Below are 22,777 nucleotides of genomic sequence, written 5' to 3'. Positions count from 1 at the left end.
TGGCTTTTGCCCGCTGGCTGCGTCAACCGGCGCCCGCCATGCGGTCGAATACGAGAAGAGTATGCTCCCGCCTGGCGGGCTTGGTTTCCTTGCCAGCGAACAAAATCCTGCCTTGCGGGCGGGAGCGTTGGCGGAGGGGATAACCGCTCTCCGCCAGCCCCGAGAATACGTTAGTAAAGTCCACAAGCCCCCGGCGCGGGACCGCCGCGCCGGGGGGACACAGGGAGAACATATGGCCGAGTTCTTCAACGCCGCCGACGTCACCGCCGCCGCCATCCGTATCGAGCAGCGCGGCCAGGACGTGTACAATCAGGCCGTGGCCATGGCCACCAAGCCCGAGGTCAAGGCGCTGTTCGAGCACCTTGCCGCCGAAGAGGCCAGGCACGAGGCGATCTTCCGCGCCATGGCCGACCGCGTCGGCCCCGTGGAACTGCCCGCGTGGAGCATCGCCTCCGAATACGTGGAATATCTGCACGCGCTGCTCGATTCGCACGCGCTGTTCACCCAGTCCGGCGCCCTGACCTCGCTCAAGGGCGCCGCCGACGACCACGCCACCGCCCTGCGCATGGCCATCCAGTTCGAGAAGGACACCCTGCTGTTCTTCACCGAAATGCGCGAACTGGTGCCCGCCCGTGAAAAGGCGGCCGTGGATGCCTGCATCGCGGAAGAACGCGCCCACCTGCGCGCCCTCACCGCCATGTTGGCGCAAGTGCACGCCTAGCCCTTTATGCACCGGCGGCCGCCAGTGCATGCACGTTCCGCGCGCGGCGACTGACGCAACGGCGCGCGCGGAGCCGGTCCGCACCGGGTGCGGTCCGGCGCAATGGAGGGGCGGACGGCCGGAAAGAGGCACCCGGCCGTCCGTCATCTCCAGGATCCGGCGTCCCATGCCCGTCCCGCGCAGCCTCCCGCGGGGCGAAGGACACAGGCAGGCCGCCAGCGGCGGGCACGTAGCGCCCGTGCCGCCGGCCGGTCCGCCGACAGCCGATCCGCCGGGTGCGCGTCGCGCACCTGGTCGGCACGGGAGGCGTTCGTGTTTCTTCCATCCCCCTTCGAATCTTCTCCCCTTGGCGATCCGGACGCCGCCCTTCTGGCGTCCGTCGGCCGTCCCGCCGCATCCGGCGGCGTGCCCGCCTGGAGCATCGCCGACGAGCGCGCCTTTCTCGGCCACATCCCCTCGCTGTTCCTGGCTTCGGACCTGTTCGCCGCCACCTATCTGCGCGCCGGGCGGCATTGCCTGCGTCCGGTGACGCCGCTGGTCCTGTCTGCCGTGGTCACCTGCGAAGGGCCATGGCTGGACCAGGGGGACCTGGACGCCTATCTGGCCTGCGTGCTGCTGGCCTTGCGCCAGGGCGGACGCGTGCCCCGGCTGCGCTGTTCGGCCGACGAGCCCGCCCGCCTGGCCGGGGCGACGGGAAGGGCGGGGGCGGCGCGCTTCGCCGCGCGGCTGCACCGCCTGCACGAGGCGCGCATGACCTGCGGCGACGGCCGGTTTACGGCGCGGATGCAACTGCTGTCCGCCGTGGTGCGCGACGAGGCGTCCGGCTCCCTGCGCATCGAGTTCGGCCCCGAGCCGTTCGAGGCGTTGCGCGACGCGCCGGGCACGGCCCGCTTCATCGCCGACCGGGCCGCGCTGGGCCGCGACGGGCTTGGCAAATGGCTGCTGGGGGTGGCCTGGACCCTGCGCGAAACCTGCCTGATCGACCCGCAACGCCTGCGGGCCATGGCTCCCAGGGGAAAGGGCCGGGATATCCTGCCGCTGTTGCGGGAATTCGCCCGGCGTGGTTATATCCGCGATATGGTCACTCGTTCCGACGGGCTCGTGATCGTTCATCCGGTCCATGGGCCCGGCGGTGCGCATGCCGCCGGTGCGGACGCCGCCTTGTACGGGCAGGGCGGCGCGGACGTCGCGCCGGTGTGCAGGCTGCTGACGTAGCCTGCCGGACGTGGTGACGCTGCCGTGCCGCCCTTGTGGGAGGGCGCACGGAAACCCCACGTGGCGTTGTGGGACGCCGCGCGGAGGGAATGCGGGCAGGGCGCTGCCGTTACCGTGCGCGGCTCCGGCCGACACTCCGGGGCCGGTACTCGGAACCGGCGCTCCCAATGGCCGGGCCGCCCGGCAGGACGCGATACACAGGGCAGACGCCGCGCAATGGCGCGATGCGGCGCTTCGGGAGCAGGGACACCATGCGGATCACCAAGTTCGCCATTCCGGAGATCATCTTCGGGCATGGCAGCCTCGACCACCTCGCGCCGTGCGCCCGCAGGCTGGGCGCCTCGCGCGTGCTGCTGGTCAGCGACAAGGGGCTGGAATCCAGCGGCTGGGTGGAGCGGGTCATGGACATCCTGGGGGGCAACGGCCTCGAATGGGTGTACTTTTCCGACTGCAACTCCAACCCGCGCGACCACCAGGTGCACCACGGCGCGCAAATCTACCGTGACGAGCGGGCCGACGTGGTCATCGCCCTGGGCGGCGGCAGCCCCATGGACACGGCCAAGGGCATCGGCACCATCGTGGGCAACGGCGGGCGCATCAGCGACTACGAGGGGGCCAACAAGATCATGCGGCCCCTGCCGCCCATGATCTTTCTGCCCACCACGGCGGGCAGCGGGTCGGACATCTCGCAGTTCTGCATCATCACCGACGTGGAGCGCCGCCTGAAGATGTCCATCATCAGCCGGTCGCTGATTCCCAACGTGTCGATCATCGACCCGCAGGTGCTGCTGACCAAGAGCGAAGAACTGATCATCGCCTCGGCCATCGACGCCTTCGCGCACGCCGTGGAATCGTACCTTTCGCTGCTGGCCTCGCCGTTCACCGATCACCAGGCATTGCGCGCCATGGAGCTGATCATGGCCAACCTGATGCCCGCCGTGGAGCGGCGCGACCCGGGGGCGCTGGAACAGCTCAGCATCGCCAGCACGGCGGCGGGCATGTCGTTCAGCAACGCGGGGCTCGGCATCGGCCATTCGCTGGCCCATTCGCTGGGCGGCATGTTCGACGTGCTGCACGGGCTGGTGCACCCGGTGCTGCTGCCGCACGTGATGCGCTACAACCTGCCGGTGAGCGTGGACCGGCTGGCGGCCATAGGGCGCATCGTGGTGGGGCCGCGCGCGGCCAGCGCGGAAAGCATCGCCCGCGCGGGCATAGAACGGCTGCACGAATTCTTCGCCGGGCTGGGCGTGCCGGTGCGGCTGGGGCAGTTGCTGCCCGACCGGTCCGCGCTGGAAACCATCGCCCGCACGGCGGTCAACGACGCCTGCACCCTGACCAACCCGCGCTCGGTCACCTGGCAGGACCTGCTGGCCATCTGCGAAGAGGCGTGGTGACATGACCCAGTCCACCAGCCTCGACGACCTCATCGGCATAGAACACAGCAAGTTGGGCTTCTTTCAGGAACTGCGCCAGACCATCGTGCAACTGAAGGCCGCGCACCGCGAATCGGAGCGCAGCCGCCTGGAGATAGAGGCTATCCTGGACGGCATCACCGACCTGATGATGGTGCTTTCCAAGGACCTGCGCATCATCGCCGTGAACCACGTGTTCTACGACATCCTGGGGGTGCGCGCGCCGGAAGGGCGCTACTGCTACGAAATCTTCCGCCAGCAGGACCACCCCTGTCCGGAATGTCCGGCGCACCGTTCGTTCGTCACCGACGAGGTATGCCGCGAGACGTCCATCTTCCGCATCAACGGCCGCAAGTTGCAGTTCGAGATGGTGGCCTCGCCCATCAAGGACCCGGCCACCCAGGACCGCCAGATTCTCATCTTCAAGCGCGACGTGACCCTGGAAAAGGAATTCCAGGCCAAGTTCCACCAGGCCGAGAAGATGGCCACCGTGGGCATGCTGGCCGCCGGGGTGGCGCACGAGGTGAACAACCCGCTCACGGCCATCCACGGCTTCGCGGAGGGCATCCTGCGCCGGGTGGAGCGGTTGCGCGGCGCGGTGGACCCGGAGATGCACGCCGACCTCGCGGACTACGCGGGGACCATCCTTGGCGAATGCCGCCGCTGCCAGGAGATCGTGCATTCGCTGCTCACCTTCAGCAGGCCGCATTCCTCGGAATTCTCGCCCGTGAATCTCAATAGCGTGGTGGGCGACACCCTGAAGCTGCTGCAGAACCACCTGAAACAGCCCAAGTACCACCACGTGCGCATCGACGCCCGGCCATGCCCCACGGCCCCGGTGGTGCTGGGGTGCGAGGCGCAGCTGAAGCAGGTGATGCTGAACCTGCTGGTGAACGCGCTGGATGCGTTCGACGTGAAAAATGTTCAGGGCGGACTGAACGGGCTGGACGGCGCGGGCGACGGAGAGGGCGTTGCAGAGGCCAACGCCCGGAAAGGAGGCGAGGGGCGCGACGACGGCGCGGCGGTCATCACCGTCACCCCGTTTCGCCAGGGGCGCCACGCGGGATTTTCCGTGCGCGACACGGGCAGCGGCATCCCGCCGGAGCATCTCGACTCGCTGTTCGAGCCGTTTTTCACCACCAAGCCGGTGGGCCGGGGCATCGGCATCGGGCTGTCCACCTGCTACACCATCGTCACGGAACACGGCGGCGACATCCGCGTGGAAAGCCGGGTCGGCGAAGGCTCCACGTTCACCGTCACGCTGCCGCTTCCGCCGGAGTAACCGACGTGCGCACCGCCTACACCGTGCTGGCCGTGGACGACGAGCCGTCCATCGGCAAGCTGCTGGAAAAGGAGCTTTCCACCCCCGTCCGGGCCGTGCACGTGGCCACCAGCGCCCGCCAGGCGCGCGAACGGCTGCGCCGCGCCACCTACGAGGTGGTGGTGCTGGACATCCGCCTGCCGGATGCCGACGGCATCGAGTTCATGGTGGAACTGCGCCAGCGCTACCCGGATACCGAGGTCATCCTGATCACCGGGCACGGCAACATCGACAACGCCGTGGAGGCCATGAAGCTGGGCGCCTACGACTACATCACCAAGCCGTTCAACCTGACCGAACTGGAAGTGGTGGTGGAGCGGGCCTACCAGCGGGCCTTTCTGCGCAACGAGAACCGCGCCCTGCGCCACGCGCGCGACGGGGCGCGCCCGGCGGTGACCCTGATCGGCAATTCGCAGGGCATCAAGGAGGTGCGCTACCTGATCGAAAAGGTGGCCCCCACCGACGTGCCCGTGCTGATCACCGGCGAGAGCGGGGCGGGCAAGGAAGTGGCCGCCCACGCCATCCAGTCGCTGGGCAGCCGGGCGGACAAGCCGTTCATCATCAAGAACTGCGCCACGTTGCAGAAGGAACTGGCGCGCAGCGAACTGTTTGGCCACGTGCGCGGATCGTTCACCGGCGCGCTGGAAAGCCGCGACGGGCTGATGGCCTTCGCCAACAAGGGCACGCTGTTCCTGGACGAGATCGGCGAACTGCCGGTGGAGGTGCAGGCATCGCTGCTGCGCGTGCTGGAGAACAAGACCTACCGCCGGGTGGGAGAGAAGGACCACCGCAGTTGCGACATCCGGCTCATCTTCGCCACCAACCGGGCACTGGCCGGGGAAGTGGAGGCCGGGCGCTTCCACGAGGCATTGTACCACCGCATCAACGTGTTCAACATCGAAATGCCCCCCCTGCGCGAACGCAAGGAGGACATCCCCCTGCTGGCCGAATTCTTTCTGGCCCGCCTGGGCAACGGGCGCGACGACCTGCGCATTTCGGACCGGGCCATGGCCTGCCTGATGCAGTACGCCTGGCCGGGCAACGTGCGCGAACTGCGCAACGTGCTGGAACGCAGCATCATTCTGGCGGAAAACAACCTGATCACCGAACACGCCCTGCCGCGCGAACTGGCCGGCCTGGCGGGAGGGACGGGCGGCGCGGGAGGCGGGCAGGCAGGAGGGATGGCCGGGGGCGGTGGGCCGGGACAGCATGGCGCATCGGGCGAGGCGCAGGGGCCGCTGACGCTGGAAGCCATGGAGCGGGAGCACATCGCCAGGATTCTGGAGTTCTACGACAACAATCGCTCGCTGGCCGCCACCGCGCTGGGCATCAGCCGCAAGACCCTGTACCGCAAGATGCGGGAGTACGACATTGGGTAGGGGGTGCGGGGCGGCGTCATGGGCAGGTGCCCCAAGTGGCTGCGCGCGGCTGCGGTATATCCGTGGCCGCCTTGCTTTTCGGGGATGCACTGCCGCGTGCGGGGTGTCGCTTGTTCCGGAACGTGGTATGTTCGGGCATATTCAAGCAATGGTTGAAGGTGCGACGGCGTGAGTGGGCGTGCCGCAACCTCCCTTGGCATCCCTTGTCCTTTCATCCGTGCAGGAGTGCAGCCATGACGACAACACCTGATTCCATGCACGACCGCGCCGCCGGGGCGCTCATGGGCGCGTGGATAGGCGACGGGCTGGGCCTCGGCCCGCACTGGTACTACGACCTGGCCGAGTTGCGGCGCGACTACGGCGAGTGGATCAGCGGGTACACCGATCCGAAACCGGGCCGCTACCACGACGGCATGAAGGCCGGGCAGCTTTCGCAGGCGGGGTTCATCCTGAAGCTGACGGTGCGTTCGCTGGTGGAGCGCGGGGAGTACGACCAGGCGGACTTCTGCCGCCGCCTGGACGAGGAGTTGTTCCCGCTGCTCAACGGGCAGCCGGTGAGCGGGCCGGGCAACTACACCAGCCAGTCCATCCGCGAGGCGTGGCGGCGCAGGGTGGAGCAGGGGCTGGAGTGGGGCCAAACGGCAGGGCATGCGGACACCACCGAGGCCATCGAGCGTACCCTGGCCATAGCGGTGCGCTACGCCACGCAGCCCGCGCGGCTGGCCGCCGCCGTCAGCGCCAACGCGGCGCTCACCCAGGCGGACGACGTGGTGCTGTCGCTCACCGTGGCCTACGGCGCGGTGCTGGCCATGCTGGTGCAGGGCCACCGGCTGGATCCGGCCATTTCCGGAAAACTGATGCAACTGGTGAAGGACGGCGCGCTGCCGTTCCATGCCGTGACGCGCGACGGCTTGCAGGCCCCGCGCCCCGGAGACCCGGACCCGCCGCGCGCGGGCCGCTTCGCCTCGCCCGATGCGCTGCTGTCGCCCGGCTACATGGCGGCGGCAGCGGCGGACCCGGACATCCGCATCGAACCGGCGTGGAAGGTCTCGCTGGTGTACGGCATGCCCTGCGCCATCTACCACATGCTTCCGGCGGCCTACTATCTTGCGGCGCGCTTCCGCGACGACTTCGAATCGGCCGTGCTGCACGCGGTGAACGGCGGCGGGCAGAACCAGGTGCGGGCCATCCTCACCGGGGCGCTGGTGGGGGCGCAGGTGGGGTTGTCCGGCATTCCGCAACGGCTCATCGACGGCCTTGAAGAGGGCAGGGAACTGCGCGCCCTGGCCGTGCGGCTTGCCGGGCAGGTGACGGTGGGATAGAGCGATAGCCTCCAAGCTGTAAACCGAAGGTGCGTTTCCCCTTGCGTGCAGCCGTGTCCCGTCGATGTTGACCTTGACAATGCGTAGCGGCATCGTCTAGACACCATCGATTCCTGCGCCCGTAGCTCAGTCGGATAGAGCGATAGCCTCCTAAGCTGTAGGCCACAGGTTCGATTCCTGTCGGGCGCACCAGAAAAAACAAGAGGATACGAGATGACGTCTCGTATCCTCTTTGTCGTTCTGGTGGCCGTGGGGGAATGTTGCCTGTTTGTCGTTTGTTTGTTGTTGTATACATAATTATATGAAAATATGTTATTATTTTATGTATCCGTCAATGCAGACGGCCGCGTCCCGTCCCTTGTTCAGCCCCGTCCTTGACATTCCGGGCGGAAGGTGATGCCGGTACGGGCATGCCGTTTCAGGATTCTCCCATCATCACGCGGGGGACGGGCGCACCGCCCGCGCACGCCGCTCCCCGTTCCGATTCCCCGGCCGACGCACCGGCGGACCGTCAGCGCCCCGTTCGCGGGCGGCTGGCCCCCAGCCCCACGGGGCACATCCACCTCGGCAATGCCGGAGCCTTCCTGATGGCGTGGTTGTGCGCCCGCGCTGCCGGGGGGCAACTGGTGCTGCGCATGGAGGACATCGACCCGGACCGTTCGCGCCCGGAATTCGTGGTGGACCTGGTCCGCGACCTGTTGTGGCTGGGGCTGGACTGGGACGAGGGACCGGAATTTCCGGATATGCCCGACCTGCGGTCCGGTCTGCCGGTTGCCCCGGCCGATGCTCCCGGCCTCGCCCGCATGCCCGTACGCGGCGGCCCTCACGGCCCGTATTCCCAGAGCGAACGCCTTGCCCTTTACGCCGATGCGCTGGCCCGGCTGGAACGGGAAGGGCACGTCTACCCCTGTTTCTGCACCCGCAAGGAACTGCGTTCGCTGGCCTCCGCCCCGCACGCCGGGGAATGCGGACCCGCCTACCCCGGCACCTGCCGCGCTCTGGGCCCGGACGACCGCGCCCGGCGTCTGGCCCAAGGGCGACGCTCGGCCATGCGGGTACGTTGCGACGACACGGTGATTTCCTTCACCGACCGCATTGGGGGGCCGCAGCGCATGTCGCTGGCCGACTGCGGCGGTGACTTCGCGGTGCGCCGCTCCGACGGGGTGTTCGCCTACCAGTTGGCGGTGGTGGTGGACGACATCGCCATGGGCATCACCCAGGTGGTGCGCGGCGACGACATCCTGGCCAGCACGCCGCGCCAGATATGGTTGTACCGCCTGCTGGGCGCGCCGGTGCCGGACTACGTGCACGTGCCGCTGCTGCTGGATCACGAGGGCGAACGGCTGGCCAAGCGGCACGGCTCGCTGGCCGTGGCCGCCCTGCGCGAGGCGGGCGTGTCGCCCAAGGCGATCACGGGCTATCTTGCCTTTCGGCTGGGACTGCGCCATGCGCCGGGGCCTGCCGCGCCGCGCGAACTGGCGGCCGGGTTCGACCTTGCCCGCGTGGTCCGTCAGCCGGTGATCCTGCCCGTGGATGTGGCCGACGTGCTGCGTCGCATGGGTTAGGGCGTCGGGGCGGAGCACCGGGGTGGGGCATCCGGTTTACGCCCCTGTAAGGGGGTTGCCTCGCCGCTCCGCGCGTGCTAGCCAGATTTTCCGCGAACTCCGGCAATGGCAAGGGGTTTCGCCGCTCCGGCCCGCCGTGCCGTCCCGCTTTCCGCCTCATGTCCGTAGCGTGCCCGGCCGTTTTCGTCGCGGCACGTCGCGCAGCGACGGGGGAGCGGCACACCGCCGCCAGCCACTGCCGCGAAAAGGGAGAACAGCGATGCCCACCACCAGCAGCGAAAGCATCTTCACCCCGCAACGGCTTGCCGTCATGTTTCCGTCCGACCGCGCCGACGCCTTCTTCGACGCCCTGTACGGCGATGCGGAAGACGGCGCCTACGACATCGCCCTGGCCTTCGAGGGCGAGGGCGAGAACGGCATGGAGTTCTCGTTCCGGCTCACCCAGCGGCCCGGACACTGTCTGGCCTGCAACCTTACCTACGGCCTGCCGCAGGTCTTCGAGCGGCACCCGGTCATCGACCTGCCCGGCGTGGTGGCAAAGATCGCCAGCGCCATGGACCGGGCCGAAGGTTCGCTGCGCTGGCGCCTGCTGCCCACCCGCGAGATGTCGCGCACGCTGCACGTCATTCCGCTGCTGGTGACCTTCGCCTGATCCGGAGCCCGCCGACCGGCGTCCCCTGAACCGCTGCCTTGCCAACCTTCGACGGCTCTCCGCCGACGTGTCCGGCCTGCCATTGGGTGTTGCCATGGCGGCCTGCCGACATGATGCCGGTACAGGGGCCGGTGCTGCAATCTGCCGGTGCCGCGGCATCCGGAAGCCTTCCGGGGCGTCATGCATCAGTAACAAGCCCATGGGCCGAAACCGTGCAGGTTCCGGCCCGTTTTCGCGCACAAAAGAAAACCGCCCCCAGGGAGGCGGTTGTGAGAGGCGCTTGCTGTTCCGATCCGCGTGCGGCGCCCTAGGGGGCGATGCTGCGCGAGATGAAGCGGATGGCTTCCTCGTACAGGTTCGGCGGGGCATACGGGGTCAGCAGGCGGGTACGGTTGGCGCCGACCATCATGGAAATGATGACCTGGGACGTCTCGTGCACCGGCAACGGGCGGATGGAGCCGTCCTCGATGCCCCGGCGCAACTGGGCTTCCAGTTCGCGCGGGACCTGGTTGAACTTTTCGTACATCAGGTCGCGGTCGGTCTTGGTCTTCATGTCGCTGTACGGCGAGCACCGCACCAGCACCAGCCAGTTGGAGGTCTTGTCGATGGAGAAGTCGAGGTAGGCGGTGCAGAAGTTGATGACCGACTCGTACCCGTTCTTGCCCTTGGCGGAGGCGTCGCGCAACACGCCAAGGAATTGTTCGAGCACGTCGATGCCCGCGGCAAGGAACAGTTTTTCCTTGTTGCCGTAATGGTGCGTGAGCAGCCCAAGGGCCACTCCGGCACGTTCGGAAATCTTCTTGAAGGTGGTGTCGGCATAGCCGTATTCACCAAAAAGCTCTTTTGCCGCCTGAAGCAACGCTTCCTTCTTCGAGATGCTCATGTCAACGGCCCGTGGTAGTGCTTGAGGTGTGTATACAGGGGCTCCGCATCCGGCTGGCCGAATGCTCGTCGTGGAGCCGCAGAAGAACCGTCGGACCCGCACCCGACGGAACACCGGGAACACTTGTGCCTTCGCTGTCGGCCCGGCGAGGGGTTGCGAAGGGCTGCATCTGTGTAGCGTAACATGCATGTGGCAGTCAACGCCGCCTGTGCGCACAGTGAAAAGGTTGGCGCGGGTTTTGTCAACTAGATTCCTCGGAAATGTTGCATTGGCGGGACGCATGCGGAAGACATGCTGCTGAATGGTCGACCAATCTAACGGGGGTTGTGTCACTCCGGTGGCCGAATGACCATAACGAAGACGGCCCCACAATGGGGCCGTCTCGTGAGGAGTGTTCCGTTGCTTACCGTGCGCACCGAGGGAACCGACGTACCTGTCCAGGAACGCGTGAAGGAGGCAGGCGGAGTGCGTCGGGCCGGTTTGTTTGGCCAAGCAAACAAAAACTAGCACCACGAGTGCGGCGCGTCAAGGGCGGTGGGGTATGCCGCCAGACGGCTGGCGTGGTACCGTGACGGGAGACAGCGGTGCTTGTCCGGTGGGCGGTCGTTTTTTGCCGGTTAATCAAACAAGACGGCTCCCGTAAAAGGGAGCCGCCTCGGAGAGGAGTGTACTGATGCCAGGAGAGCTTGACCGGTAGGTGCATACCGGAGGGTGGATGGTGCAGATCACGCCCTGAAGCTGACTGGGTAATCAATCAGTGCAAGGAAACAATAGTACCACCCTGGGCAGGTGTCAACACTTCAATGTCCGTCAGGATGAAATGGCGCGAATTTCGTTCCGCCATTCGGCAAGGCACCCTTCTATGAAGGCGTACACGGCCGCCTGCTCGTCCTTGCCGCTGCCGGTGACGGCAAGCGGTGCGGCAAAGCGGAAGTGCACCGTGCGCTGGGGGCGGATGGGGCCGAAGTCCTTGATGGGCCAGCCGGTGCCCCAGGCATCGGTTTTCAGGGCCAGCGGCACCACCGGCACGGCGGCACGGCGCGCCAACTTGACGCCGATGGAGTTGAAGGTCTTGGGATCCAGGGCGTCGCTGCGGGTGGCCTGCGGAAAGATGATGATGGAGATGCCCCGTCGCAGCCGTTCCTCGCCGCCTTCCAGCACGGCGGCAAGGTCGTCGCGCGGGTTCACGCGGCCCACGGTGATGGGGTCGCGCGTGCGCAGCACGTGCTTGAAGACGGGGTAGTCGGCCAGGCTCTGCTTGACCACGAAGGTCACGTCCTTGTGCGGCTGGATGATGGAGGGCAGCACGAAGGTTTCCAGCGTGCTCATGTGGTTGCCCACGAACACGCACGGCCCCTCCAGCCGCGTGAAGTGGTCCATGCCTTCGATGCGCAGGCGCACGCCGGTGCGTTCCAGCGCCCGGACCACCTCCAGGCTGCTGCCCACCCATGCCGCCGGGGGATAGTCGCCCCGCAGCGCCGAAGCCGCCGCGCGACGCACGATGCTCGCCATCATGGGATAATAGGCCAGCGTCGGGAACAGCCGGGCTATGGGGCCCGCCGTGTCGGCCGGGGTGGTATATGTGTCGCCGGTGAACGGTACGGGCATGTGGGGCGCGGGAACGATGGCGTCGGTCATGTGGCGTATCCCTTGCGGTCTTGCTGGTCGTGTGGTGCGTGCGCGGTGTCCGGCGGAGCGGGCGTGCGCTGCAACGCCGTATATCCCGGCGGCAAGGAAAGGGAAATACCCTTGTGCGGGCTGCGCGGGTGGCCGATGCGCAACTGCGGCGCTCTTCCTTTCAGGTGTTCTCCTGTTCCTTCTTCACCTGACGGAAGTTCAGGCCGCCCTCGTCCAGACCCCGTCCGGAATCGTAGACGCCCACGGTGCGGTCTGTGAACTGCACGTTGCGGGCGCGGCGGTAGTAACGCAGCATGTTGCGGTAGTCCGCCTCGTAGCTGCGGCCCTGCCAGCCTTCGCAACGTACCACCGCCAGTTCGCGGGTCAGGCACAGGCACAGCGGGTCGATGTTGCTCTGCCACACCGGGTCGCGGCCTTCCTCGATAACCGGCAGGTAGGGGGCCTTGTGCGCCAGGCTCACGTCGATGCGCGCGATGAGCAGGTCCGCGTCCGGGTATGCCTCGTATATGAGGAAGGCTTCCGGCGTCAGCGAGTTGTCGTCGTCCAGGAACAGGATGCGGCGGCCGCGCGCGGCGCGCAGCAGGCCGTTGCGGATGGCGTTGCCGTAGTCCTTGTCGGGCCGGAAGTCGTACCAGCGCACGAAGGCGTCCGGCCGCACCCGTGCGCCCTTCACACCGTCGAAACCCACCAGCATTTCCACGTCGGCCGGGGACAGCCCGGCCCGGTCCATGGCCGTACGCACGCTGTCGACGGCAAGGCCCAGGGCCACCGGACGGTCGCCCCGGCTGGGGGTGATGATGGAGTAGCGCGGCATGGTTTCGGGCATGGGTGGTTCCGGCGGTTTCGTGTTGCTGCGGCCATGGCGGAGCGGCAGCGCACCCCCGGCATGCCGGAGATGCGGTTGCGGCAGTGCGCGGCGGCGCTATTCCGGGCGCGGCTTGCGCTGGCGGGCCAGCCTGCGCCACCAGTTGGTCAACCGCTGCTCGTCCCCGTGTTCCTTGGGCTGGTAGAAGCGGCGCTCCGTCAGGCCGTCGGGCAGGTAGTCCTGTTCGATCCAGCCGTCGGGGTAGTTGTGGGGGTACTTGTAGCCCTTGCCGTAGCCCCAGTCCTTTTGCAGCTTGGTGGCGGCATTGCGCAGGTGCATGGGCACCGGCTGCGGGCCGTTCAGTTTCACTTCGCGCGCGGCGTTGAGGTAGGCGGCGTAGCTGGAATTGCTCTTGCGGGCCAAGGCCAGGTGCACCACGGTCTGGGCCATGGGAATGAACCCTTCCGGCATGCCCACGAACTCCACGGCCTGCTGGCAGGCCACGGCCAGCGGCAGGGCCTGCGGATCGGCCAGGCCCACGTCCTCGGACGCGGAAAGGATGAGCCTGCGGCAGACGAAGCGCGGGTCCTCGCCGCCTTCCAGCAGGCAGGCCAGGTAGTACAGGGCCGCGTCCGGGTCGCTGCCGCGAATGGACTTGATGAGCGCCGAGGCCAGTTCGTAGTGGCTGTCGCCGTCCTTGTCGTGGCGGCTGACGATCTCGGGCATGGCGGCGCGCACGGCGTCGAGGCCCCGGTTGTCTGCGGGCAGCCCGGCCACGTACTCCACCAGGTTCAGCATGGCGCGGGCGTCGCCGTGGGCCATGCCGGACAGGAAGTCCAGCACGTCATCGGCCAGGGGGGCTTCCTGCGCCGTGCCGCCGCGCCGGCCCAGTTCCATCAGTTCTTCGCGGCCCAGCGGGCGCAGGCGCATGACGTGCAACCGCGACAGCAACTGGCGGGTCACGCTGAACGACGGATTCTCGGTGGTGGTGGCGATCATGGTGATTTCGCCGCTTTCCAGGATGGGCAGGAAAAAGTCCTGCTGCGCCTTGGAGAAGCGGTGCAACTCGTCCAGCACCAGCACGTCCACCCCGGACAGCGAGCGGCGCAACTGCTGCAATCCGGCCTCGGGCGCGCTGAGGCGCAGCACCTTGGTGCCGTGGGCGTTGGCCAGCAGCAGGGCCAGCGTGGACTTGCCGCACCCCGGCGGGCCGAACAGCAGCAGGCTGGGCAGCCGTTCGGCGCGCAGCAATGCGGCAATGCGTGGCGTAAGGTGGGTCTGGCCCACGAAGCCGTCGAGGGTGGTGGGCCGGATGCGCTCCGGCAGGGGCTGCTTCAGGGTCACGTCATGGTCTCCGGAAATGTGGCCGGGCAAGAATGCGAAAGGATGAGCCTGCGGCTGTGGTCCTGTGTATCAGGCCCGCCGCGCGAGGAAAAGGCGGGTGCGCGGCTCGGGACAGGGCAGGGACTTCGCGGGGCCTGTCGGGCCGGGAGAACCGGTGCTGCCTTGTGCGCTGCAAGACTGGCGCGGTGTGCAGGCTGTCGTCCGCGTCCGCTGAAAGGTGTGCCTGAAGGCTATCGCCCCTGCCGGGCCCACCAGTGCAGCCCCAGGCAGAGCATGGCCGCCGTTTCCCAGCGCAGCACGCGGTCGCCAAGGCTGACCGCCTGCATGCCGGATTCCAGCAGGGCAGCCACCTCGCGGTCGGAAAAGCCGCCCTCCGGCCCCACCACGAACAGGGTGCGCCCCGGCTGCCCAAGGTCCCCGGCGCCCAGCAGCACGCCGCCGGTGTCGCCTTCCCACAGGATGAACCGTTTGGCGAAATCCCGGCTGGCCTCGGCTAGTTCGGCCACGCCGCCGGGCAGGGTGCGCAGTTCCGGCAGCCACGGGTTGCGGCTCTGCTTGGCCCCGGCCTCCATCTGGGCGTGCCACGATTCGCGGGTTTCCTCGGGCACGCGCGACTGGCTGCGTTCGGCCTGCCAGAGCCAGATGCCGCCCGCCTCCAGTTCCACCGCCTTTTCCATCAGCCAGCCCCGGCGCACCTCCTTGCCCCAGCCCATGGCCAGCACCGCCTGCGATGCCGGGGCCGGATGTTCGGTGACGGACAACGGCTCAAGACGCACCAGAGCCTTTTCCGTGGCGGTGACCCGGAATTCGCCCTCGCGCCCCCGGCCGTCCAGCAGGCGCACCGTGTCGCCCGCGCGCACCCGCACCACCTTGACCATGTGGCGGGCCTCCTGCCCGTCGAGCAGGTACGGTTCGGCCCAGCGTTCGGGCGGCAGGAAAAAGGTGCGCATGACGTGGCTCCGGGAATGACGGGGTAAAGAAATGCCGAAGGCGGAGAGTTGTGACCACAGGTCCGATCCGCACGAAGTGTGGACCGGACCTGAAAAAGGGGTCAAGGGGGCGACTGCCCCCTTGCGGGGGGACGGGGGCAGCGCCCCCGCTTCCGCTTTTTACGTCAGTTTGGTACGCGCCGTCCCCTGCGTGTAGAACGGCAGCCCCGCGCGGGTGGCTTCCAGTTCCACCCTGGCGGCCTTGACCACGAAGGCCGGGGCCTCGGCATGGGCGGCGGCCACGCGGGCCAGGGCCACGGCATAGCCCAGCGACGGCGCGAACGACCCGCTGGTCACCACGCCCGCCACGGTGCCGTCGGGCAGGGCCACCACGTCGCCGTGGCGGGCGCTGCGGCGGCCGGGAATGGACAGCGCCACCAACGGCTCGCGCACGTCGCGGTCCGCGCCCTTGCCCACGTAGTCGGCGGGGTTGGTCAGCATGGCGCCGTAGCCTGCTTCCGCCGGGGTGTGGGTGTCGTCCAGGTCGTGGCCGTACAGGGGCAGGCCCACTTCCAGGCGCAGGGTGTCGCGCGCGCCGAGGCCCGCGGGCTTCACGCGCTCGTCGGCGAGCAGGGCGGTCCACAGGGCTTCGGCCTTGTCCCAGGGCAGGTACAGTTCCACGCCCAGTTCGCCGGTATAACCAGTCCGACTGACCAGCAGCGGCGCGCCGCCGAAGGTCACGGAGCGGAAGCCGAAGTAGGGCAGGTCGCGGAAGCTCTCGCCCAGCACCGCTTCCAGCACGTCGAAGGATTTCGGCCCTTGCAGGTCGAGCTTGGCGGTGCGGGCGGAAATGTCCTCGAAGGCCAGCGCGCCGGGCAGGCGGGAGCGCAGGGCGGCGAAGTCGCCTTCCGTGCAGGCGCCGTTGACCACCAGCATGTAGTCGTCCTCTGCCATGCAGTAGACGATGAGGTCGTCGAGGATGCCGCCCTTGTCGTTGAGCAGGAAGCCGTAGCGGCAGCGGCCGGGCTTCAGCGTTTCCAGGTTGTGGCTGACGGCGCGGGACAGCGCTTCGCGCGCGCCGGCGCCGCGCAGGGTGAATTCGCCCATGTGGCAGATGTCGAACAGGGCGGCGGAGTCACGCGTCTGCACGTGCTCGGCGATGATGCCGGTGGGGTACTGGATGGGCATGTCCCACCCGGCGAAGGGGGCCATCTTGGCCCCGGCGGCCCGGTGCCACGCGGAAAGCGGGGTTTGCAGCAGATCCGGCACGGTGTGCTCCTTCGTGTCTCCGTTGGGGGTTGGCGCGGTCATGTGGTATGGGGGCGCGCTGCGCCGGGGCAAGGCGGTCTTGCGTCCGGGGCGGAAATTCGGGTGCGCCGTGCGGCGCGCGACAGGAATAGCGCGAGAAGGGATTTGCGGCAACCGGCTGGCGCCATGACGGGGCGGGCCGTCGCGCGGCGGATGGCGCGTGCCGCATGCGGAAGGAGGACAGGCGGCGCGGGCGGCCGCGTAGCGCCACCGCGTGCGACGGCCGCGCTACGCGGCGGTCTTGCGGGTGCGCTGGATGGCCCGGAACTCGTCCACCAGCGCCACCAGCTTGCCGTAGTTGCGCTTGATCTCCAGGCCCCCGGGGGTCAGTTCGTCGTCGCGCTTTTCGATGTAGGTGCGCAGCAGGTAGCGGTCGTTCAGCATGTTTTCGCCGATGGCGATGACGCTGGAAACCAGCGTGTCGAAATAGCTGACGATCTCGAACTTCAGCCCGTGCAGCAGCTGCACGGCCTCGGCCAGCATGCGCCGGTAGCCGATGCGCTCGCCCCGGTACTCGCGGTCCTGGATGTCCTCGAGGTAGCGCACCTTGCGGGCCTGCTGGATGTAGCTGTATTTGGCCCAGACCTCCTGGTAGAGGTCGTGCAGGTGGCCGAAGGCCTCGTAGTTGTCCGGCGAGAGCAGGTAGTTGTCCAGCACCTTGATGACGTTGGCGAAGAATTCGTCGCTGTAGCCGATGATGCGGCGCTGGTGCTTGGACAGCCAGGCGTACAGGAACTTCAGGCGCTTCTCGTCCGTATCGGTGTTTTCGACGATCTCGTTGCGCTTGTAGATGATCCTGCCCGTGTATTCGCCCCGGGTTATGTCGTTCAGGCGCAGGAACATGTTGGTGGCGTCCTTGATGATGTTCAGGTCGCCCAGCACCTGTCCCGTCACCGGATGGATAACTTCCTGCGATTCCACGGACAAGGCGCGGTCCTGCCGCACGTTGTCGGGGTTGAACTTGTGCTGGCGGTAGGTCACCCGCAGGATGACCACCCGCCGCTCGCGGTCCAGGAAATAGCCCGCCTCGTCGATGGCGCGCAGGGCTTCCTCCTGGTCGGCGTCCACGCGCACCAGGGCCAGCTTTTCCACGCGGGGGTAGGGGCGCGAATCGCCCTCGCCCATCATGGTGGTGATGGTGCGGTCGGACTGGCCCAGCACGCGGATCATGAACCGCTCGCCCATCTTGTGCAGCCGCCGCGCGAACAGCGCGCCGGAGGTGCGCCGTTCGGACACGATGGGAAAGCCGTACAGTTCCATCAGGTACTGGTACACGAACAGGCGGTTGCGCTCGTACATCTCGTTGTCGCCCACCTCGAACTTGCCGATGCGCATGCCGAAGCGCTTGATCTCGCTGTCGAGGTCGGACGGGAACGAGGCATACACCCCGCCCAGGTGGAAATGGCCGAAGCTGTCCAGCGCGAAGACCTGCGCCCGGTCCATGGCCAGCAGAAAGGGCATCAGCGCGGGGTAGTGGTCGAGCACCGAGGTGTCGAACCGCCCGAAGCGCTGGCGGAAGGATTCCTGGTAGGCCTTGGGCAGGCGGGTCTGCATGGTCTGCACGTTGCGGGCGATGACCTGCGACTCCAGAGGGCACGAGGCGCCCTCGGCCACGCTGGCCGTATCCAGCACCGGGTGCAGGATGTCGAACTGGAAGACTTCCTGGAAGTAGTTGACCGGCCGTTCGAAGGCCACGATGCTGAAGCCGGGCAACTGCTTGTATTCCCACAGGTCCGCCTCGAACGAGGGCAGCAGCTCGCGCGATTCCACCAGCGGGTAGTCGGCCTGCTCGAAAAAGGGGCGCAACAGGCACTGCTTGACGTGCACCACGTCGAGAAAGCGCTTCAGCCGGGCAAGCGACGTAAGCTCCACCGGCTCGGACAGCAGCCCGTCCTCGCGGTAGACGAATTCTCCCTTGCTGAAGGCGTTTTTCAGGGTGATCTTCATGCGTTGTCCCGATGCACGCGGCCTTCCGCCATTCCCCTCCGGTATGGCGGGACGGATTGCAGTTGCCCCTTTGCGATACCCGAGCCTATTTTTTTTTCTAAAAAAATTCTACCATAATGTGACGGGCAAGGGCTCGCGCACAAGGGTTTCGCGGTGTCCGCGAGCCCCGGACGCCGCGCCGCGCGGGGCTGCGGCGGGCGTGCGGCTGTTGCGGGAACCTGCCCGGCTTTGTTAAAGCACCGGTTGAAACGGGCAACCGGGCCGCAATGCCGTACCGCGGTGCGCCGCCGCACGCCGGTGCATGATCGTCCGCATGCCCGTGCGGGCCGCGCGTTTGCCCGTCTTGCTGTCCGCATGACGCCGTCCTCCCCCTTGCGGGCGGCACCGCGCGGGGATAGGCTGACACCCGCCCCCGCTTCGCCCAACGCATGCGCCACCGCCGGATTCCGGCCGGGCCGCACGCCATACGCCATGAACTCCGGCCGCCGCACGGGGCCGGAGAGGAACCGGATATGAACAGCCAACGTTGCCACGAACGCATTCTTGCCATCATTTGCAGCGTGTTCGACGCGTATTCCGCCGTGCTCTTCCTGCCCGACGCCGGAGGCGCCGAAGGCGCGGACGACCTTTCGGCCGGCGCCGCCACGGCGGCGGCCGCCGCCGCGCTGGACCGCGACAACCAGTTGCACCGCCTTGCCGCCAGCTTCAGCCTGGGCGACATGGTGGACACGGGCACGTCCATCGCGCCGGGGCGCGGCCTGGTGGGCTGGATCATCCGCAACCGCGAACCGCTGCTGGTCAACAACTTCGACCAGCGCCAGAGCCACCTCGGCTACTACCGCAGCAACGAGGAGGCCACCATCAAGGCCTTCATGGGCTGCCCGGTGCCGGGCGGCGGCGCGCTGTGCATCGACAGCAAGCGGCAGTACTCCTTTTCCGACAAGGACCAGAAGATCCTGCAACTGTTCGCCGAGCTCATCTCCGGCGTCGAGGGCGTGGTCTGCCAGGGGGCCGGCCAGGCCAGCCTGACCCGCTACTACGCGGCGTTGCAGGTGATCAGCGAACTGCGCGGCCGCATCAGCCGCTGGCCGCAGTTCCTGGCCGAATTCCTGCGCCTGATGGCCGAGGCCACCGGCTTCGACCACGCGCTGTTCGCCGCCCGCGACGGCGACGGGCAGAACTACATCCTGGAAGGCGAAAGCCACCCGCTGCTGCTGGGCAAGGGCGACGCGCCCATGTACCCCATCGGCAACGGCATCGTGGGCTGGGTGTTCCGCAACGACGCCCCGGTGTTCACCGAAGGCACCGACGGCTCGCCCATGGCCCCGCTGTTCGGCAAGGGGGCGCACATGCCCGCCTTCAGTTCGGTGATGTGCCTGCCGCTGATGATCAACAAGGTCACGCGCGGGGTGCTGTGCCTGGGCCACGGCGAGCCGCGCGTCATCCCCGACGACCTGCGCGCCTTCACCCGCATGTCGGTGGACCACCTGGCCCTGTTCCTGGAAAACCTGTACCTGAAGAGCAGGCTGCGCGAACTGTTGCCCAAGGCCCGGCTGGAACGCCGCGTGCCCGCGCCCGTCCCGCACGACCGCCCCGATTCCGACGCCGACGATTGATCCTGACGACCGGCATCGACGACCGGCATCGACGACCGACACCGCAACCGCGAGAGCGACCAGATGCTGCGCAGACTGTTCGGCTTCCTGGGCAAGGACCTGGCCATGGACCTGGGTACGGCCAACACGCTGCTGTACACCCGGGCCGAAGGCATCGTGCTGAACGAACCTTCGGTGGTCGCCCTGGAAACCGAGCGCAACACCGTGCTCGCGGTGGGGCGCGAGGCCAAGGAATTCCTGGGCCGCACGCCCAAGCGCATCCGCGCCATCCGCCCCATGAAGGACGGCGTCATCGCCGACTTCGAGGTGACGCGGCAGATGATCGCCTTCTTCATCCGCAAGGTCATCAGCGGCTTTTCCCTGGTCAAGCCGGGCATCGTCATCTGCGTGCCCACGGGCATCACCCAGGTGGAGAAGCGCGCGGTCATCGAATCGGCCCACCAGGCCGGCGCGCGCGACGTGCGCTTGGTGGAGGAGCCCATGGCCGCCGCCATCGGGGCCAACCTGCCCATCCACGAACCGCTGGGCAACATGGTGGTGGACATCGGCGGCGGCACCACGGAAGTGGCGGTGATCACCCTGTCCGCCGTGGCCTACGCGGAATCGGTGCGCGTGGCGGGCGACGCCATGAACCAGGCGGTGCAGCGCTATTTCAAGGAAGAATTCCAACTGCTCATCGGCGAGAACACCGCCGAGCGCATCAAGATGGCCATCGGCTCGGCCTTTCCGCTGCCGGAACAGCTGATGGTCGAGGTGTCCGGCAAGGACATGGTGAGCGGCACCCCCAAGGTGGTGCGCGTCACCGACGGCCATGTGCGCGAGGCCTTGCAGGAGCCGGTGCGCATCATCGTCATGGCGATCCGCAAGGCGCTGGAAAAGACCCCGCCCGAACTTTCCGCCGACATCGCCAGCAACGGCATGCTGCTGGCGGGCGGGGGCGCGCTGCTGAAGGGCCTGGGCGCGCTGGTCTCGCGCGAGACGCGCCTGAAGGTCATCATCGACGACGACCCGCTGACCACCGTGGTGCGCGGCACCGGCCGCACCCTGGACGACCGCAGGTTCTACGGCCGCGTATACATCAACTAGGCGCGCCATCGGCGGCGGGGGACGGCGCCGGGGCATGCCGGCGCATCGTCGCGTCCGCCTGTCCGCCGTCCGCGCCGCAGCACCGGGCTTTGGCAACATGCCGCCCGCAGCGAGCCATCATGTCCGTACAGTCTTTTGGCCAGCCTTCCGTCACCCCCTCCGGTGCTTCCGCGTCCCCCTTCGCGGCGCACCTGCCTCGCATCCTCGACATCGTGCGCGAAAGCGGCGCTCTGGTCATGGACCACTGGCGCAAGCCGCGCGCCATACGGTTCAAGGCGCGCGCCGACCTCGTGACCGAAACCGACCTGGCCGTGGAGGCCTTTCTCAAGGACCGCTTGAAGGACGTGGTGGCCGGAGCCACCTTTCTGGCCGAGGAAAGCGCCACCTCGCGCGAACCGCGCGGGACCTGCTGGATCATCGACCCCATCGACGGCACCACCAACTTCGCGCATGCGCTGCCCTTCGTGGGCACGTCGGTGGCGTTGTGGCACGAGGGGCGGGTGGAACTCGGCATCGTCAACGTCCCGGCCCTGGGCGAGTGCTTCTGGGCGGTGCGGGGCGGCGGGGCCTTTCGTGACGGCGCGCCGCTGCATGTTTCCGTCAGCGAAGACCTGGAGCAGGCGCTGGTGGCCACCGGCTTTCCCTATACCATCGAGGAGAACGTGGACACGGTGATGGCCCGGCTGCGCAAGGCGATGCTGACCACGCGCGGCGTGCGCCGCTGCGGGGCCGCCGCCGTGGACCTGGCCTTCGTGGCGGCCGGACGGTTCGACGCCTTCTACGAGGCGGACCTGAAGCCGTGGGACACGGCGGCGGGCTGGCTGCTGGTGGAGGAGGCGGGCGGGCGCGTCACCGGGTTCGACGGCGCGCCCTACGATTTCGCCAACGAGGGCATCCTGGCCAGCAACGGGCTGGTGCACGAGGCCATGCGCGAAGTCCTGCGGCTGTAGCCCCGTCAGGGCAGGGCAGGCATGTCGCGGAACACGTCGCCGCGTTCCGTGGCCCAGATCAGCGCGGGCGTCAGCATGTCCCGGAAATGTTCAAGCAGCGCATCAAGTTCGTCGGCATCCACGAACATGCCGTCGGCCACCTCGTCCGGATTGGGACGGGGCGTTTCTCCGGCGGGCCCGGCCGCGAACAGGGTGATGTGGGCGAATCCGGTTTCTTCCGTGGCCGGTATCTCGGCCCGGCGGATCAGGCGCACGGCGGCGATGTCCAGTTCTTCGCGCAGTTCCCGCAGGGCCGCGTCCTCGCGCGATTCCCCGGCCCGCACGTGCCCGGTGGCCGAAAGGTCCCACCGGCCGGGGTACAGGTGCTTGTTCGCGCCGCGTTTCTGCAGGTAGACACGGCCTTCGGCGTCGTGCAGCATGACCAGCACCACCCGGTGGCGCAGCGTCTGGCGGCGCGCCTCGGCGATGGGCATGACCATCAGCGGCCGGTCGCGCTCGTCGGTGATTTCCAGGTATTCGACTCCGTCGGCGGGGACCGCGTCGTCCGGGCGCCCCGGCCTGTCGCCGGGGGCGCGGCGCAGGCCCGCGCGGCCACGGGATTTGCCGCGCGCCGCCCTGGGGCCGCGCGCGGCGGCAGCGCTAGCGCGGCGCATTCCGGCGGGTTCGTCCGCCATACGCGAAGGA

General features: G+C 68.0%; 19 protein-coding genes and 1 tRNA gene. 12 read left to right on the top strand and 8 right to left on the bottom strand.

What is annotated here, in order from left to right; all coding sequences use genetic code 11:
- The first annotated feature begins 232 nt into the window (after positions 1-232).
- The 9 genes from V6B97_RS10975 to V6B97_RS10935 all read left to right on the top strand — a co-directional run bounded on the left by V6B97_RS10975 (position 233) and on the right by V6B97_RS10935 (position 9,587).
- Entirely contained in the window at positions 233-721 is a 489-nt protein-coding gene (locus V6B97_RS10975) for a ferritin-like domain-containing protein (RefSeq protein ID WP_333506545.1), read from the top strand.
- A gap of 312 nt (positions 722-1,033) precedes the next feature.
- Complete coding sequence (locus V6B97_RS10970) at positions 1,034-1,936, top strand: hypothetical protein (protein WP_333506544.1); 903 nt, start codon at positions 1,034-1,036, stop codon at positions 1,934-1,936.
- 251 nt (positions 1,937-2,187) lie between these two features.
- Positions 2,188-3,330: an iron-containing alcohol dehydrogenase gene (locus tag V6B97_RS10965; protein WP_333506543.1), complete on the top strand. Its 1,143-nt coding sequence runs from the start codon at positions 2,188-2,190 to the stop codon at positions 3,328-3,330.
- Position 3,331: 1 nt separating this feature from the next.
- Positions 3,332-4,630 (top strand): two-component system sensor histidine kinase NtrB, encoded by a 1,299-nt coding sequence (locus V6B97_RS10960; RefSeq protein WP_333506542.1) that lies wholly within the window; start codon positions 3,332-3,334, stop codon positions 4,628-4,630.
- A gap of 5 nt (positions 4,631-4,635) precedes the next feature.
- A complete protein-coding gene (locus V6B97_RS10955) occupies positions 4,636-6,048 on the top strand; it encodes a sigma-54-dependent transcriptional regulator (RefSeq protein ID WP_333506541.1) in 1,413 nt (470 codons plus the stop codon).
- Between the two features lie 254 nt (positions 6,049-6,302).
- Positions 6,303-7,370 (top strand): ADP-ribosylglycohydrolase family protein, encoded by a 1,068-nt coding sequence (locus V6B97_RS10950; protein WP_333506570.1) that lies wholly within the window; start codon positions 6,303-6,305, stop codon positions 7,368-7,370.
- A gap of 115 nt (positions 7,371-7,485) precedes the next feature.
- Positions 7,486-7,562: transfer RNA gene (locus V6B97_RS10945), tRNA-Arg, on the top strand.
- A gap of 218 nt (positions 7,563-7,780) precedes the next feature.
- Entirely contained in the window at positions 7,781-8,935 is a 1,155-nt protein-coding gene (gene gluQRS / locus V6B97_RS10940) for a tRNA glutamyl-Q(34) synthetase GluQRS (protein WP_333506540.1), read from the top strand.
- 259 nt (positions 8,936-9,194) lie between these two features.
- Positions 9,195-9,587: a pancreas/duodenum homeobox protein 1 gene (locus V6B97_RS10935; RefSeq protein ID WP_333506539.1), complete on the top strand. Its 393-nt coding sequence runs from the start codon at positions 9,195-9,197 to the stop codon at positions 9,585-9,587.
- Positions 9,588-9,894: 307 nt separating this feature from the next.
- Here the strand turns inward: V6B97_RS10935 and V6B97_RS10930 are convergent, their stop codons facing one another.
- The 7 genes from V6B97_RS10930 to V6B97_RS10900 all read right to left on the bottom strand — a co-directional run bounded on the left by V6B97_RS10930 (position 9,895) and on the right by V6B97_RS10900 (position 18,441).
- Positions 9,895-10,470, bottom strand: a complete 576-nt coding sequence (locus V6B97_RS10930) for a TetR/AcrR family transcriptional regulator (protein ID WP_333506538.1) — start codon at positions 10,468-10,470, stop codon at positions 9,895-9,897.
- Positions 10,471-11,280: 810 nt separating this feature from the next.
- On the bottom strand, positions 11,281-12,108 hold the full coding sequence (locus V6B97_RS10925) for a lysophospholipid acyltransferase family protein (RefSeq protein ID WP_333506537.1): 828 nt from the start codon (positions 12,106-12,108) through the stop codon (positions 11,281-11,283).
- Positions 12,109-12,268: 160 nt separating this feature from the next.
- Complete coding sequence (locus V6B97_RS10920; protein ID WP_333506536.1) at positions 12,269-12,934, bottom strand: glycosyltransferase family 2 protein; 666 nt, start codon at positions 12,932-12,934, stop codon at positions 12,269-12,271.
- 96 nt (positions 12,935-13,030) lie between these two features.
- A complete protein-coding gene (locus V6B97_RS10915; RefSeq protein ID WP_333506535.1) occupies positions 13,031-14,257 on the bottom strand; it encodes a replication-associated recombination protein A in 1,227 nt (408 codons plus the stop codon).
- 230 nt (positions 14,258-14,487) lie between these two features.
- The gene (locus V6B97_RS10910) at positions 14,488-15,207 is read right to left on the bottom strand and encodes a 16S rRNA (uracil(1498)-N(3))-methyltransferase (RefSeq protein WP_333506534.1); all 720 of its coding nucleotides are present in this window, start codon (positions 15,205-15,207) and stop codon (positions 14,488-14,490) included.
- 159 nt (positions 15,208-15,366) lie between these two features.
- The gene (gene gcvT / locus V6B97_RS10905) at positions 15,367-16,455 is read right to left on the bottom strand and encodes a glycine cleavage system aminomethyltransferase GcvT (RefSeq protein ID WP_442935481.1); all 1,089 of its coding nucleotides are present in this window, start codon (positions 16,453-16,455) and stop codon (positions 15,367-15,369) included.
- A gap of 267 nt (positions 16,456-16,722) precedes the next feature.
- Positions 16,723-18,441 (bottom strand): hypothetical protein, encoded by a 1,719-nt coding sequence (locus tag V6B97_RS10900; RefSeq protein ID WP_333506532.1) that lies wholly within the window; start codon positions 18,439-18,441, stop codon positions 16,723-16,725.
- Between the two features lie 512 nt (positions 18,442-18,953).
- Between V6B97_RS10900 and V6B97_RS10895 the strand changes: the two genes are divergently transcribed.
- The 3 genes from V6B97_RS10895 (at position 18,954) to V6B97_RS10885 (ending at position 22,093) form a co-directional block, all read left to right on the top strand.
- Positions 18,954-20,057 (top strand): GAF domain-containing protein, encoded by a 1,104-nt coding sequence (locus V6B97_RS10895; RefSeq protein WP_333506531.1) that lies wholly within the window; start codon positions 18,954-18,956, stop codon positions 20,055-20,057.
- A 63-nt stretch (positions 20,058-20,120) separates the two neighbouring features.
- On the top strand, positions 20,121-21,143 hold the full coding sequence (locus V6B97_RS10890) for a rod shape-determining protein (protein WP_333506530.1): 1,023 nt from the start codon (positions 20,121-20,123) through the stop codon (positions 21,141-21,143).
- Between the two features lie 119 nt (positions 21,144-21,262).
- Entirely contained in the window at positions 21,263-22,093 is an 831-nt protein-coding gene (locus tag V6B97_RS10885) for an inositol monophosphatase family protein (protein WP_333506529.1), read from the top strand.
- A 5-nt stretch (positions 22,094-22,098) separates the two neighbouring features.
- On the opposite strand, the gene V6B97_RS10880 is transcribed toward V6B97_RS10885, so the two are convergent.
- Positions 22,099-22,572: an NUDIX hydrolase gene (locus V6B97_RS10880; protein ID WP_442935483.1), complete on the bottom strand. Its 474-nt coding sequence runs from the start codon at positions 22,570-22,572 to the stop codon at positions 22,099-22,101.
- Positions 22,573-22,777: the final 205 nt, after the last annotated feature.

Source organism: Nitratidesulfovibrio sp. 1201_IL3209 (assembly GCF_036763125.1).
In the GTDB taxonomy this organism is placed as follows: Bacteria; Desulfobacterota; Desulfovibrionia; order Desulfovibrionales; family Desulfovibrionaceae; genus Cupidesulfovibrio.
The sequence above is the reverse complement of the archived record's forward strand: the minus strand, read 5'-3'. Positions and strand labels throughout refer to the sequence as shown.